The organism is Rhodococcus koreensis, from assembly GCF_017068375.1.
GTDB classification, from domain to species: Bacteria; Actinomycetota; Actinomycetes; order Mycobacteriales; family Mycobacteriaceae; genus Rhodococcus_F; species Rhodococcus_F koreensis.
Genome location: NZ_CP070609.1, coordinates 2,926,751 through 2,941,056, shown reverse-complemented (window position 1 = coordinate 2,941,056; position 14,306 = coordinate 2,926,751). Strand labels below are relative to the sequence as shown.

Sequence of the window (14,306 nt, the reverse complement as noted above, 5' to 3'; positions counted from 1 at the left end):
ATATCAATATGACGTCGGCCGGTGGAGAGGAACCGCAGGTGACCGAGCTCGGAGGAGTGTGCGACCAGCGCTTCGCGGCGTTGCAGGACGCACTGAAGGATAATCTCGACTCCGGTGAGGAGCTCGGCGCGTCGATCGTCGTGACCCTCGACGGACACCCGGTGGTCGACATGTGGGGCGGATGGTCCGATCCCGATCACACCGCCGAATGGGGACGCGACACCCTCACCAACGTGTGGTCGTGCACCAAGACGGTGACCGCTCTCGCCGCGCTGATGCTCGTCGACCGCGGTCTGCTGGACGTGTACGCGCCCGTCGCGAAGTACTGGCCCGAGTTCGCGGCCGCCGGCAAGGAGCGCGTCGAGGTCCGGCATCTCCTCTCGCACACCTCGGGGGTGTCGGGGTGGGATCAGCCGATCACGGTCGAGGACACGTTCGACCTCGCCGAATCGACGAAACGACTTGCCGCCCAGGCGCCGTGGTGGGAGCCGGGCACGGCGTCCGGATACCACGCACTGAACTACGGTCACCTGATCGGCGAGGTCGTCCGACGGGTCGACGGACGCACCCTGGGCCGTTTCGTGGCCGAGGAGATCGCCGGACCGCTGGCGGCCGACTTCCACATCGGATTGGACCCGTCGGAGTTCGGCCGGGTGTCGAACGTGGTCCCGCCGCCGCCGCTGCCGATCGACCTGGCGTCCCTCGACCCCGCCAGCGTCATCGTCAGGACGTTCACCGGGCCCGGACCGGACGCCTCCGCGTCCTGGTCCGACGCGTGGCGCAGGGCCGAGAACGGCGCGGCCGGCGGTCAGGGCAACGCCCGGTCACTCGCCCGGATCCAGTCCGTGGTGGCCTGCGGCGGCGAACTCGACGGCGTCCGCCTGCTGTCGCCGGACACCATCTCCCTCATCTTCGAGGAGCAGTCGAACGGCGTGGATCTGGCGCTGGGGCAGCCGATCCGGTTCGGCGTCGGCTACGGATTGCCGACACCCGTGTCGGTGCCGTTCGTCCCCGAAGGGCGGATCTGCTTCTGGGGTGGCTGGGGCGGTTCGCAGGTCGTCGTCGACACCGAACGTCGGATGACCATGACGTATGTGATGAACAAGATGGGTCCGGGACTGCTCGGGTCCGACCGCACCGCCCAGTACGCGACGGCGACGTTCGACGCACTGGGCTGACGCGGGGGAGGATCAGGACGCCAGACCCTTGTCCTGCAGCCACTCCCGGGCGATGTCGCCCATGTCCTCGAGGTCGGCCACCCGCTCGTTCATCGCGATGAGATCCTCGGTCGTCAACGCCGCCGACACGTCCGCCAGCACGGCGCGGACGTCGTCGCCGGCCTTGTTCTCGTTGATGATCGGGGTGATGTTCTCCGCCAGGAACAGGTGCTTGGTGTCCTCGAGGGCCACGAGGTTCTCCGAACGCATCGCCGGGTCGGTGCTGAACACGTCCGCGACCTCGATCTGACCTCTGAGCAGGGCGTTGAGCGTGAGGGGCCCGCCGGCGTCCAGTGCCAGGAACTCCTTGAACGTCAACCCGTACCTGTCCTTCAGGCCGGCGACGCCGTTCTCGCGGGTCTTCCATTCGGGCGGGCCGCCGAGGGTCAGTTCGCCGGCGTGGGGCACGAGGTCCTCGATCGTCTCGAGCGAGTACTCGTCCGCGGTCTCCTGCCGCACCGCGAGAACGTCCTTGTCCTCGGCGGGCGACGGTTCCAGCGCAATGAGCCCGGCGGGGAGTTTCGCCTTGATCTCCTCGGTCACCTCGTCCGACGCCGTCGCGGTGGTCGCGCTGTCGAGATACTGGAGCAACGCGCCCGAGTATTCGGGCAGCAGGTCGATGGAGCCGTCCCGGATGGCCGGTACGTACACTTCACGGCTTCCGATGTTCAGCTTCTCCGTCACGTCGATGCCGTTCGCACGCAACGCTTCCGCGTAGATGGTGGCGATCAGCTGGCTTTCGGGGAAGTCCGCGGAACCGACGACGATGGCGCCGTCGCTGCTCCCGCCGCCGTCGGCCGCGAGGGGATCCTTGCCGATCCCGCAAGCCGTCAACGACATCAGGGTGGCGCCTGCCAGCGCGACGATCAATGCCTTCTTCATGGTGATGTCCTTCAGGTCAGCGAGGGCTCGGGTACGGACGTGGGACGGGCCGCGACCGCGGTGTCTTCGGAGGCGGAGCGCTTGCACCTGCGCACCCGCCGGGTGAGTCCGGGCGAGACGACCCGCACCGTGAGGAACCCGATCGCGAGATCGAAGGCGAGTGCGAGGAGCGACACGAGGACCGCTCCCGCCGCCATCTGCGCGTAGTCGCTCTGCGCCTTGCCGTCGATGAGGAGTCGTCCCAGGCCGCCGAGCGAGATGTAGGCGGCGACGGTCGCCGTCGAGACGATCTGCAGCACGGCGCTGCGGACACCCGACAGCATCAACGGCAGCGCGCAGGGCAACTCCACCTCGGTGAGGATGCGCATCGACCGGAACCCCATTCCCCGGGCCGCGTCCACGGCGGCCGGGTCGACGGAGCGGATGCCCGCGTACGTGTTGGTGAGGATCGGCGGAATGGCCAGCAGTACCAGCACGATCAGGCTCGGAATCAGGTAGGCCAGCTTGCTCGAGAACGACGGCGCGATGACGAGCACCAGCAGGATCAGCAACCCGATGGTCGGGAGGGCGCGCAGCGAGTTGGCCAGACCGGCGACGACGACGGACCCGCGCCCGGTGTGCCCGATGTACAGGCCGAGAGGAACGGCGATCAGCGCGGCGGCGAACAGGGCGAGGAACGTGTACATCAGGTGCTGGAGGAGCAGGGCCGGAATGCCTTCGGGCCCTGTCCAATGAGCACCGTCGAGCAGGAAGTCGATCATGAGGTGACCACCTTCGGGGTCCACGGGGTGAGTAACCGGTTAGCGAGCACGATGAGGAGGTCGAGAACCAGGGCCAGCAGCAGGCTGAGCGCGATACCGGCGATGATGGGTGTGTAGAAACGCAACTGGAAGCCCTGGGTGAACAGCGAACCGATCTGCGGGATCCCGAGCAGAGCGGCGAGCGAGACCAGGCTGACGTTCGACACCACGGCCACCCGCAGGCCCGCGCAGATGACGGGAACACCTACCGGGAGCTGAACTTTGAGCAGGGTCTGATACGGCCGGTAGCCCATCGCCGTCGCGGCGAGCACGGTTTCCTGGGGCACCGAGTCGAGGGCGTCGGCGACGACGCGAACCAGCATGGCGACGGTGTAGATCGTCAGCGCGACAATGATGTTCATCGGATCGAGGATCTTCGTCCCGAGGATCGGCGGCAGCAGGACGAACAGGGCGAGTGACGGGATCGTGTAGAGCAGGCCGGCGGTCCCCACCACATACGGGTTGATCCGGCGATTGCGGTGCGCGAGCCAGCCGATGGGCAACGCGACGATCACGCCGACGACGATCGGGACAAGGGAGAGCAGGATGTGCCAGCCGACGAGTTCGACGATGCGGTCGGACTGGCGACCCAGCCATTCGAAGTTCATCGGGCCACCGCCCCCGCGAGATCCGCTGACTCGATCGCCGCCACGGCCGCGTGTGCCGTCACGGTGCCCACGAGCACCCCGTCGCCGTCGACGACCACACCCCGCTTGCTGGGTGCGGACAGGGCGGCGTCGAGCAGCGCCCGCATCGTCCCGTGCGCATCGGCGACCGTGCCGCTGAGATTCACGTCGTCCGGGTGAATGCTGCCGACGACCTTCGACGGCTGAACCCACCCGATCGGCTTGTTCGCCGGGTCGACGACGAGAAGCCAGTCGTCGGACGTCCGCGCGAGGGCCTCGCCCGCCGAATCACCCAGACGAGCAACGGGTTCGGCGACCGTCTCCACGCGTCCGTCGAGATTCGCGAAACCCAGCGACCGGTAGCCGCGGTCGCGTCCGACGAAATCGGCGACGAACTCGTCGGCGGGCTCGGTCAGCAACTCCAGCGGAGTGGCCGCCTGCGCCAGGACTCCGCCGGTCCGCAACACGACCACCTGGTCACCGAGTTTGAGCGCTTCGTCGATGTCGTGGGTGACGATGATGATCGTCTTCCCGATCTCCTTCTGCAGTCGGAGGAATTCGTCCTGCAGCTGGCTCCGGACCACCGGGTCGACGGCACTGAACGGCTCGTCCATCAGCATGAACGCCGGGTCCGCGGCCAGTGCGCGCGCGACCCCGACTCGCTGCTGCTGCCCGCCCGAGAGCTGCCACGGATACCGATCTGCGAAATGCGCGGCCAGACCGACCGTCTCGAGCAGTTCCATGGCCCTCGTCCGGGCCTCCTTCTTCGTCTTCCCCAGCAGCTTCGGCATCGTCGCGACGTTGTCCACGATGGTGCGATGCGGGAACAGTCCGGCGTGCTGGATGACGTACCCGATCCGTCGGCGCAGCAGCGCCGGGTCCATGTCCGCGGTGGACTCGCCGTCGAGGGAGATGGTTCCGGACGTCGGTTCGATCAACCTGTTGATCATGCGCAACGACGTCGTCTTGCCGCAGCCCGACGGACCGACGAGGGCCGTGATCTTGCCGCTGGGGCACTCGAGGTCCAGTTTGTTCACCGCTGTCGTGCCGTCCGGGTACGCCTTGGTGACTTTGTCGAATGTGATCATCCGCGTGCTACTTTCGTGTAGTCCGGGAGGTGAGGCGCCCGGAAGTTCGGTGTCGGTGGGACTGCTCTACCGAGCTGTGTCTTTCTCCGGATTCGGCAACTGTTCCAGGAACTTCACCGCAGCTTTCAGGTCGTCGCTCAGGGGGCGGTCGGTGGTCCGGGGGTCCAGGCACGTGCGCGCACGGTGCAGGTAGGCGCCGAGTTCGGTGTCCGTGTCGAGGTCGCGGTGCTGCTGGCCGAGCGCCCGCACCGCCGAGATCAGTTCGCACGCAAGGACGATGCGGGACTGCGCGAGGATGTCGGTCAGCTGGGTGGCGGCCTGGGACGCGAAACTCGCGTGGTCTTCGGTGCCGCGGGAGATGACTGTGTGCCCGAGGGAACCCGGTGCGGCGGCCATCCGGATCTCCGCGATGGCCGCGGACGTCGTGTACTCCAGCAGCATGGTGCCGCTGCTGCCTGCCGGACCGTCGGCCAGGAACGGCCGCAGCCCGGTGACCGCCGGATCCGACAGGTTGGCCAACCTGCACTGCGACAGCAACGCCGCGCTCGACAGCGCGAGTTTCGCCTCGTCCACAGCGAGGGCGATCGGCATCCCGTGGAAGTTGCCGTTGTGGAACACGGCGTCGTCCTCGACGGAGATGAGCGGGTTCTCGGAGGACGAGTTCATCTCGATCGCGAGGGTCCCCCGCAGTCGTTGCAGCGCCTGCCAGGTGGCGCCGAGGATCTGGGGGAGGGCGCGGAACCCGTAGGAGTCCTGCACCCGGGCGGCCCGGACGTCGTGGTCGGCGAGGAGTTCCCGGACCCGGCCCGCCACCTCCTCCTGGCCGAGGTGCCTGCGGGCCGCCTGCACCCGTGCGGCGAACGGCTCGACGGAACTGCGCGTCGCCAGCAGCGACAGCACGCCGACGATCAGCGAATGCTCCAGCCAGTTCGCCACGCTGTCGGTGGCCGTGGCGGCGAGCGCGACGGTCATCGCGTTCGTCGAGATCAAGGGGAGCGCATCACCCTGATGCGCCGTCCACCGGGGCACGACCCGGCCGTCCCGCAGCGGTGTCTCGCCCATCAGTCCGAGCGCGATCTCGGAGAACGCGCTGAGGTCGCCGGTGCCGATGGCCCCACGAGCGTGCACGGCGGGCAGTTCGTCCGCGGCGACGGCATCGATCAGCGCCGTCACGATGTCGGGGTGCAGACCGGATCCGCCGTTGAGGATCTGGTTGACCCGAATGATCATCGCGGCGCGGACGACGTGGTCCGGCAGCGACGGACCCGAGCCGGTGGCGTGGCTGCGGAGCAGTCGGAGGTCCTGTTCGACACCGTCCGAGACGGAGGTGTCCCGGTTTCCGCCGACCCCCGTGGTGCGTCCGTAGATCGGCTGGCGCGCGGCGATGCGCACCGCGGTCTCCCAGGAACGGCGTGCGTGGTCGAGTGCTGCGGGGTCGGGCGCGACGACGGCCGGCTCCCGGGCCAGAGTCGTCAGCTGATCGACGGTGAGCTGGGAGCCGTCGAGCAGCACCGGGACGGGCGGGTGCGGTTCCTCCGTCGGGCGGGGATCTTTCCGGGTCATCGGAACTCCGTGATCGATGCGGTGTACGGGTACTCACGAGGCGGGTGCGGACGACGTCGTCCGGCGTCTGCGTTCAGTGTGGTCTGCCTCACTCGTTCGAGATGTATAGTCCTGTATATACCGCACCCTGTCAACCGTCGGTTTCCGGCGATCGACAGGTTCGCAACCCCTTCCCGAGGGGCTGGCATTCCGGCTAGGTCGACCTCTCACTTCGATCAGTCCCTCTGTGATCGTCCGGAACGTAGGGTCTCGGGAGAGGTGCATATATGGCCATGCATCGATCCCGCTCTGACTGATCGACCGAAGGAATGAGTCCAATGCCGCAGCAGGTACGAGGCGTCATCGCCCGCTCCAAGGGTGCCCCCGTGGAGATCGCGACCGTGAATATTCCGGATCCGGGTCCGGGTGAGGTGGTGGTGGATATCGCGGCGTGCGGTGTGTGCCACACGGATCTGACCTACCGCGACGGCGGGATCAACGACGAGTTCCCGTTCCTGCTCGGGCATGAGGCGTCCGGGATCGTGGAGAGTGTCGGCGAGGGTGTGACGTCGGTGGCGGTCGGCGACTTCGTCGTCCTGAACTGGCGGGCCGTGTGTGGTCAGTGCCGGGCGTGTAAGCGCGGTCGCCCGCAGTACTGTTTCGACACCCACAACGCCGCACAGAGGATGACGATCGAGGACGGCACCGAACTGACCCCGGCGCTGGGGATCGGCGCGTTCGCCGACAAGACCCTCGTTCATGCGGGACAATGCACCAAGGTCGACGCCTCCGCGGACCCGGCGGTCGTCGGGCTGCTCGGGTGCGGGGTGATGGCCGGCCTCGGTGCCGCGGTGAACACCGGCAATGTGGGCCGCGGCGACTCGGTGGTCGTGATCGGCTGCGGCGGGGTCGGTGATGCGGCGATCATGGGTGCCCGGCTGGCCGGGGCGAACAAGATCATCGCGATCGACCGGGACGAGAAGAAGCTCGAGTGGGCCAGGGATCTGGGTGCGACGCACACGGTCAACGGCGGCGAGGTGGACGCGGTCGAGGCGGTGCGGGAGCTGACCGGCGGTTTCGGTGCGGATGTGGTGATCGACGCGGTCGGGCGTCCGGAGACGTGGAAGCAGGCGTTCTACGCCCGCGACCTCGCCGGCACCGTGGTGCTGGTCGGGGTCCCGACCCCCGACATGACCCTCGAGATGCCGTTGATCGACTTCTTCTCCCGCGGCGGATCCCTGAAGTCGTCGTGGTACGGCGACTGCCTGCCCGAACGCGACTTCCCGATGCTCGTGGATCTGTTCCAGCAGGGCCGGTTGCCGTTGGAGAAGTTCGTCACCGAGCGGATCAAGATCGACGAGATCGAAGAGGCGTTCCACAAGATGCATGCCGGTGAGGTGCTGCGTTCGGTGGTCGTGCTGTGAGCGGGCGGTTGCGGATCGAGCGGGTCGTCACCGAGGGAACCTTCGCCCTCGACGGTGGGGAGTGGAGGGTCGAGAACAACATCTGGCTGATCGGGGACGACACCGACGTGGTGATCGTGGACGCCGCCCACAGTGCGCAGCCGATCGTCGACGCGGTCGGGGGCCGGCACGTGAACGCGGTGATCTGCACGCACGGGCACAACGATCACGTCACCGTCGCCCCGGAGCTGGCCGAGCGGTTGCACGCCCCGGTGCTGCTGCATCCGGGTGATGACGTGCTGTGGAAGATGAGCCACCCGGACGGCAAGTACTGGAATCTCGAGGACGGGCAGCGGATCGCGATCGCGGGCACCGAGATCCGGGTGATCCACGCGCCGGGGCATTCGCCGGGGTCGGTGTGCCTGTCTCTGCCGGAGGTGGGGGCGTTGTTCTCCGGGGACACCCTGTTCTCGGGTGGTCCGGGCGCCACGGGTCGATCGTTCTCGGATTTCCCGACGATCATCGGGTCGATCCGGGACCGGTTGTTCGCGTTGCCCGAGGACACGCTCGTCCACACCGGGCACGGGGACGGGACCACGATCGGTACCGAGGCCCCGCATCTCGCCGAGTGGATTGCCCGAGGACACTGATCCCATGACCGACACCACCGACCGCCCCGAGGCCACCGACAGGTACACCTTCGACGAGGACGATGTCGTCGTCACGCACGAGAAGTCCTATGCGGCGGGTGTTCCTGCGGTGTTGGTGTCGCTCAAGCGTGGTTTGGAGCAGATGGGTCCGGTGCGCACGGCGCGGACCTTCTTCCGGCTGAATCAGCGGCACGGGTTCGACTGTCCGGGGTGTGCGTGGCCGGAGACTCCGGGGCACCGTAAGCATGCGGAGTTCTGTGAGAACGGGGCGAAGGCGGTCGCGGAGGAGGCGACGACCCGGACGGTGACCCCGGAGTTCTTCGCCCAGCATTCGGTGGCGGAGTTGTTGGGCCGGACCGAGTTCTGGTTGGGGCAGCAGGGCCGGCTGACGCATCCGATGGTGTTGCTGCCGGGGGCCACGCATTACGAGCCGATCGGGTGGGATGCGGCGTTCGCGTTGATCGCGGGGGAGCTGCGGGGTCTGGGATCGCCGGACGAGGCGGTGTTCTACACCTCCGGGCGCACCAGTAATGAGGCGGCGTTCGTGTATCAGTTGATGATCCGGGCGTTCGGGACGAACAACCTGCCGGATTGTTCGAACATGTGCCACGAATCCTCGGGTAGTGCGTTGGTGGAGACGATCGGGATCGGGAAGGGGTCGGTGTCGGTCCCCGACCTGGAGAACGCGGATCTGATCCTGATCGCCGGCCAGAATCCGGGCACGAATCATCCGCGGATGCTCTCGACGTTGGAGAAGGCGAAGGCGAATGGGGCGAGGGTGATCGCGATCAACCCGTTGCCGGAGGCGGGGTTGTTGCGGTTCAAGGACCCGCAGAAGGTGCACGGCGTCGTCGGTGACGGCGTGGCCATTGCGGACGAGTTCCTGCAGATCCGGATCGGCGGCGACCAGGCCCTGTTCCAGGGGTTGGCGAAACTGGTCCTCGACGCGGAGGACGCCGCCCCCGGCACAATCCTCGACCACGACTTCCTGCGCGAGCAGTGCGCCGGGTGGGACGACTACGCCGCCCACATCCGCAACACCGTCGACCTGGACACCGTCATCGCCGCCACCGGCCTGACCCTCGAACAGATCCGGGCCACCGCGGACGCGCTGATCGCGTCGGAGAAGACCATCATCTGCTGGGCCATGGGCCTGACGCAGCAGACCCATGGGGTCGCCACCATCCAGGACGCGGTCGCCCTGCTGCTGATGCGCGGCATGATCGGCAAACCCGGGGCGGGGGTGTGCCCGGTGCGCGGGCACTCCAACGTCCAGGGTGACCGGACGATGGGGATCTGGGAGAAGATGCCCGAAGCGTTCCTGGCGGCGTTGGATGCGGAGTTCGGTATCCGGTCCCCGCGCACGCACGGCCTCGATGCCGTCGATTCGATCCGGGCGATGCGGGACGGGACGGCGTCGGTGTTCGTCGGGATGGGCGGCAACTTCGTCTCCGCGACCCCGGACACCGAGACCACCGAGGCGGCGCTGCGCCGGTGTGCGTTGACGGTGCAGGTGTCGACGAAACTGAACCGCTCCCACCTGGTGACCGGGCGGGCCGCGCTGATCCTGCCCTCGCTCGGGCGCACCGACAAGGACGTCCAAAACGGTCGCAAGCAGCAGGTGACGGTCGAGGATTCGATGTCGATGGTGCACCTCTCCCGCGGCAGCCTCACCCCCGCGAGCGAGCAGTTGCGCAGCGAGGTGTCGATCGTGTGCGGGATCGCGCAGGCGTTGTTCGGGCCGGAGCATGCGGTGCCGTGGGCGGAATTTTCGGCCGACTACGACCGGATCCGCGATTCCATTGCCCGGGTGATCCCCGGGTTCGAGGATTTCAACACCAAGGTCCGCCAACCCGACGGATTCGGGTTGCCGCACCCACCCCGCGACGAGCGCCGCTTCGACACCGACACGGGGAAGGCGAATTTCGTCGTCAACGACCTGTCCTGGGTGCCGGTGCCGGAAGGCAGGCTGATCCTGCAGACCATGCGCTCGCACGATCAGTACAACACCACCATCTACGGTCTCGACGACCGCTACCGCGGGGTCAAGGGCGGACGGCGGGTGCTGTTCATCAACACGCAGGACCTGGAGTCGTTCGGGTACGCGGCGGGGGATCGGGTGGACCTGGTCTCCGAATGGACGACCCCGGACGGCAGCGTGGAGGAGCGGCGGGCGGAGGATTTCCGGTTGGTGCCCTACCCGACCCCGGTCGGGAATGTGGCCGCCTATTATCCGGAGACGAATCCGCTGATCCCGCTCGATCACGTCGCGAAAAAGTCGAACACGCCGGTGTCGAAGGCGGTCACGATCCGCCTCGAAGGGCGGGGCTGACCGGTGGGGCGGGTGACGACCCGGACCCCGGTCACCCGGATCACCGACACCCGGCACTCGACCCGGCCGGACACCGTGGTGGTGGAGGAACCCCTGGAGATCCGGGTGAACGGGACACCGTTGGCGGTGACGATGCGGACCCCGGGTTCGGATGTGGAGTTGGCGCAGGGGTTTTTGCTGACGGAGGGCATCATCGCCGGCCGCGCGGATGTTGCGTCGATCCGGTACTGCAACAGCGTCGACGAGCACGGTGTCAACACCTACAACGTCCTCGACGTGGATCTCGCACCCGGGGTGTTCCTGCCCGACATGGGGATCGAACGCAACTTCTACACCACCTCCTCGTGCGGGGTGTGTGGGAAGGCGTCCCTGGACGCGATCCGGCAACGCACGAAGCATTCCCCGGCGGCGGACACGGTGCGGGTCGATTCGGCCACCATCGTGGAACTCCCCGACCGGTTGCGGGCCGCGCAGAAGGTGTTCGACACCACCGGGGGTCTGCATGCGGCGGGGTTGTTCACCCGCACGGGGGAACTGCTCGCGGTCAGGGAGGACGTCGGCCGGCACAACGCGGTCGACAAGCTGATCGGGTGGGCCACCGAGCAGGACCGGGTTCCGCTGCGTGGAACGGTGCTGCTCGTCAGCGGTCGGGCGTCGTTCGAGTTGGCGCAGAAGGCGGTGATGGCCGGGATTCCGATCCTGGCGGCGGTGTCCGCGCCGTCGTCGCTGGCGATCGACCTCGCCCACGACACCGGCCTGACCCTGATCGGGTTCCTGCGCGGCACCACCATGAACCTCTACACCCACCCCGACCGCATCACCTGAGGTGAGTGGCACAGCGTGCTCCCACACACCGCGCCACTCACCTGGGGTCAGTGCCTGCCGGTGGTATCGGCGCGGACGCCGGCCTCGAGGGCGATCGCGCCCGCCTCGCCCCGGGACGCCACCCCGAGTTTCTTCAGCACACCCGCGACGTGGAACTTGACCGTGCTCTCACTGATGCCGAGGCTGTCGGCGATCGCCTTGTTCCTCTTGCCCGTGGCCAGGTGGCCAAGGACCTCGAGTTCGCGGGGGTTGAGGTCGCCGAGTTGCTGTTCGTCCGGTCGGGCCGCGGGGACGTCGAGGGGGATCGCGACCGCCACCCGGGACCCCCACCCGTCGACCGACTCGACGTCGATCCGGCCACCGAGCGTGTGCACCCGGCCGGAGAGTTGCCGCACCAGTGCGTCGGTGTCGAGTCCGCCCTCGGCGTCGTCGCGTACCTCGACCAGGAGGTTGGAGCCGTCGCAGTCCCAGGCGATGCGGATGCGCTCGAGGGTGGACTGGGTCGCGAACGCCAGGACGGCGCTGCGCACGACCGCGCGCGCGGCGCTGGCCACCTCACCGGGCAGCGCGCGACCGTCCACCGGCGGATCGACGTAGTCGACGCGCACGGGCCGGTGCTGCAGCAGCGGTCGCAGTTCGCCCTGCAACCGGGCGAACGCCGTCGTGACGGCTTCCTCCGCGAGGATGCGGTCGGACTCGCCCGCTGACCGCAGAGTGATCAGCGCCGACGACGCCGTCTCGCTCGCCGTGATCCGCGACCGACGGTCGTCGAGGTCCTTGGACCGCAGTGTCGACAGGATGGATTCGAGTGTCGCGGCGTGCAGGTCCGTCAACTCCACGATGGTCCTGGCCCGCTCGCTCGACGCGGCCCGCGACTCCGCCAGGTACGCCGGGCTGGCCTGCGCGACCTGATGCCGGATCGACACGGCGACGACACCGAAGGCGCCCGCCACCAGCGGGACCTCCCGAATCTGCTGCCGCGGCTTCGGCAGAACGACGAGGAGGGTTCCGGTCGCGTCGAGCAGCGCCCAGACCTTCCGCTTCGAGCCGGCCACCACGGTCTGGTCGTCGAACGGCGTGCCTTCCGTCATGCGGGTGCGCAACGCGTCCAATTCGGCGATGGTGACCCGTTCGACCACCGCGGGGTCGCCGCTGACCTTGCGGGGACGCCCCGTGCATTCCCGGGTGAAGATCACCAGCGCGGTGTGCGGCCAGATGTCGGCGAGGAACTTGGAGAAGCGGACGGCGATGTCGGGCAGGGGACCGTCGATGACGTCCCGCATCGAACCGAGAACATCTGCCGGTGACACCGAAGTCGCGCTGGGAAGAACCACGTGTCGAGCCTATCCGCGCAGACGGCGAACACCGATCCTGGGCTGTCCGGTCATCGTGCCGGCTCCGACCGCGCGGCGTCGACGACTGCGGACCGGACGAACCCCAGCGATTCCAGTGCCCGCGCCGCGGTGCCGTGGGTGATCGTGGCCACGGCCGCGACGATGTCGGCGCCGACGATCGGTCTGCGCTCCGATTTCGCGAGAGCCACCGCGTTGCGGAACGCGCCCTGGGCCGGTTCGGTCAGCCGCAGCGGACCGGTGCGGGGGCGGCTGAGCGCGCTGGTGGCGGCGCCCGTGTCGGTCATGCCTGCCGCCGCGAGGGCCTCGCCGTGCACGTGAATGATCGCCTCGCGCAGCACGTCCCGGTTCGATCCGAGACGGTCGAACACCCGGCTCGTTGTTCCGTCCGGCAGCGCGAACGACGCGAGGAGCAGGTGTTCGAGGCCGGGCTCGCGGTCGCCGAGCCGGTCGGCTTCGGCCTCCGTTTCGGAGAACAGGGTTTTCATCGTGCGCATGTCGCGCCATGCCCGGGTGAATTTCATCGTGGTCCCCTCGTCTTCTTGTCGGCGGATCGCCCCGGGCCGAGGCGTTTGTGCGCCGCCTGACCCGAGACGCCGAGCGCCTGACCGATGTCCGCCCACGTCCAGCCGGCGGACAGTGCGTCGGCGACGGCGTCACGCTCGAGCTGATCGGCCTGCCGCCGCAGCGCGACGACGGCAGCGAACGCGGTGGCCGGGTTCGGATCGTCACTCACAGGTATCAACTTAAGTTGATGAGGCGAACCTCGTCAACCTTTGTTGATGGAAGGGTGCACCTAGAGCGCCGCGTTCTTGTCGAACTCGGTGCCGAGTTCCTTCGCGACGCGCTTGAGCAGCGGCACGATGTGGTCGGCCGACTCGAGGGTGACGCGGGCCGCGGGCCCGGAGACGGAGATGGCGGTAGGCGTCGGGGCGTTCGGCACCGGCACCGAGAAGCAGCGGACGCCGATCTCCTGCTCGCCCTCGTCGATGGCGAATCCGCGGTTCCTGCTCAGTTCCAGATCGGCGATCAGCAGGTCGGGGTCCGTCAGCGAGTTCTCGGTGTAGGTCGTCATGCCGGTCCGGCCGACCAGTGAGCGCACGGCGTCGTTCGACAGTTGCATGAGGATGGCCTTGCCGACACCGGTGCAGTGCGGGTACACGCGGCGGCCGACCTCGGTGAACATGCGCATCGCGTGTTCGGACGGCACCTGCGCGACGTAGACGGCCATGGTGCCGTCGAGGACGGCCATGTTCGCGGTCTCGCCGGTGCCTCGCACCAGTTCGGACAGGTGCGGCCGCGACCACGCGCCGATCAGTTGCGTGGCGCTCTCGCCGAGCCGAATGAGCTTGGGGCCGAGCGCGTACCGGCGGGTGGGCAGTTGCCGCACGTACCCGCGGTTCATCAGTGTGCGGATGAGCCGGTGGATCGTCGGGAGGGGGAGTCCGGCCAGTTCGGCGAGTTCGCTGACGCCGATGGACCCGCCGGCGCTCGCCATGATCTCGAGTATGTCGAATGCACGCTCGACCGACTGCACGCCGCCGGCCGCGTTCTGACCGTTCGTCATGTCTGGCTCCATCCTCTGACTG

The 14,306-nt window shown here is 68.1% G+C and carries 14 protein-coding genes; 5 read left to right on the top strand and 9 right to left on the bottom strand.

Annotated elements, in window-relative coordinates; genetic code table 11:
- The first annotated feature begins 38 nt into the window (after positions 1–38).
- Positions 39–1,178: a serine hydrolase domain-containing protein gene (locus tag JWS14_RS13595; RefSeq protein WP_072937286.1), complete on the top strand. Its 1,140-nt coding sequence runs from the start codon at positions 39–41 to the stop codon at positions 1,176–1,178.
- 12 nt (positions 1,179–1,190) lie between these two features.
- On the opposite strand, the gene JWS14_RS13590 is transcribed toward JWS14_RS13595, so the two are convergent.
- The 5 genes from JWS14_RS13590 to JWS14_RS13570 all read right to left on the bottom strand — a co-directional run bounded on the left by JWS14_RS13590 (position 1,191) and on the right by JWS14_RS13570 (position 6,176).
- On the bottom strand, positions 1,191–2,099 hold the full coding sequence (locus tag JWS14_RS13590; protein ID WP_206013500.1) for an ABC transporter substrate-binding protein: 909 nt from the start codon (positions 2,097–2,099) through the stop codon (positions 1,191–1,193).
- A gap of 11 nt (positions 2,100–2,110) precedes the next feature.
- Positions 2,111–2,860 (bottom strand): ABC transporter permease, encoded by a 750-nt coding sequence (locus JWS14_RS13585; protein WP_206013499.1) that lies wholly within the window; start codon positions 2,858–2,860, stop codon positions 2,111–2,113.
- A complete protein-coding gene (locus tag JWS14_RS13580; RefSeq protein WP_072937263.1) occupies positions 2,857–3,507 on the bottom strand; it encodes an ABC transporter permease in 651 nt (216 codons plus the stop codon). Before JWS14_RS13580 ends, JWS14_RS13585 begins: the two co-directional genes overlap by 4 nt.
- Complete coding sequence (locus JWS14_RS13575; protein WP_206013498.1) at positions 3,504–4,613, bottom strand: ABC transporter ATP-binding protein; 1,110 nt, start codon at positions 4,611–4,613, stop codon at positions 3,504–3,506. The genes JWS14_RS13580 and JWS14_RS13575 overlap by 4 nt, the downstream gene beginning before the upstream one ends.
- A 66-nt stretch (positions 4,614–4,679) precedes the next feature.
- Positions 4,680–6,176, bottom strand: coding sequence for an aromatic amino acid ammonia-lyase (locus JWS14_RS13570; protein WP_206013497.1), 1,497 nt, complete (start codon positions 6,174–6,176; stop codon positions 4,680–4,682).
- Between the two features lie 317 nt (positions 6,177–6,493).
- On the opposite strand from JWS14_RS13570, the gene JWS14_RS13565 reads away from it, so the two are divergent.
- From JWS14_RS13565 to fdhD, 4 genes are read left to right on the top strand one after another with little or no spacing between them, the layout of a single operon-like run.
- Positions 6,494–7,579, top strand: a complete 1,086-nt coding sequence (locus tag JWS14_RS13565) for an S-(hydroxymethyl)mycothiol dehydrogenase (RefSeq protein ID WP_206013496.1) — start codon at positions 6,494–6,496, stop codon at positions 7,577–7,579.
- A complete protein-coding gene (locus JWS14_RS13560) occupies positions 7,576–8,208 on the top strand; it encodes an MBL fold metallo-hydrolase (RefSeq protein WP_206013495.1) in 633 nt (210 codons plus the stop codon). The genes JWS14_RS13565 and JWS14_RS13560 overlap by 4 nt, the downstream gene beginning before the upstream one ends.
- Before the next feature lie 4 nt (positions 8,209–8,212).
- A complete protein-coding gene (locus JWS14_RS13555; RefSeq protein WP_206013494.1) occupies positions 8,213–10,540 on the top strand; it encodes an FdhF/YdeP family oxidoreductase in 2,328 nt (775 codons plus the stop codon).
- A gap of 3 nt (positions 10,541–10,543) precedes the next feature.
- Positions 10,544–11,365 (top strand): formate dehydrogenase accessory sulfurtransferase FdhD, encoded by an 822-nt coding sequence (gene fdhD, locus JWS14_RS13550; protein ID WP_206013493.1) that lies wholly within the window; start codon positions 10,544–10,546, stop codon positions 11,363–11,365.
- A 47-nt stretch (positions 11,366–11,412) separates the two neighbouring features.
- Here fdhD and JWS14_RS13545 read toward each other — a convergent pair whose 3' ends face one another.
- From JWS14_RS13545 to JWS14_RS13530, 4 genes are all read right to left on the bottom strand, one after another.
- A complete protein-coding gene (locus JWS14_RS13545; protein WP_072951023.1) occupies positions 11,413–12,648 on the bottom strand; it encodes a helix-turn-helix transcriptional regulator in 1,236 nt (411 codons plus the stop codon).
- A 101-nt stretch (positions 12,649–12,749) separates the two neighbouring features.
- Entirely contained in the window at positions 12,750–13,241 is a 492-nt protein-coding gene (locus tag JWS14_RS13540) for a Clp protease N-terminal domain-containing protein (protein ID WP_206013492.1), read from the bottom strand.
- Entirely contained in the window at positions 13,238–13,453 is a 216-nt protein-coding gene (locus JWS14_RS13535) for a hypothetical protein (protein WP_087558768.1), read from the bottom strand. Before JWS14_RS13535 ends, JWS14_RS13540 begins: the two co-directional genes overlap by 4 nt.
- Positions 13,454–13,513: 60 nt before the next feature.
- The gene (locus tag JWS14_RS13530) at positions 13,514–14,284 is read right to left on the bottom strand and encodes an IclR family transcriptional regulator (protein ID WP_072950995.1); all 771 of its coding nucleotides are present in this window, start codon (positions 14,282–14,284) and stop codon (positions 13,514–13,516) included.
- Positions 14,285–14,306 lie beyond the last annotated feature (22 nt).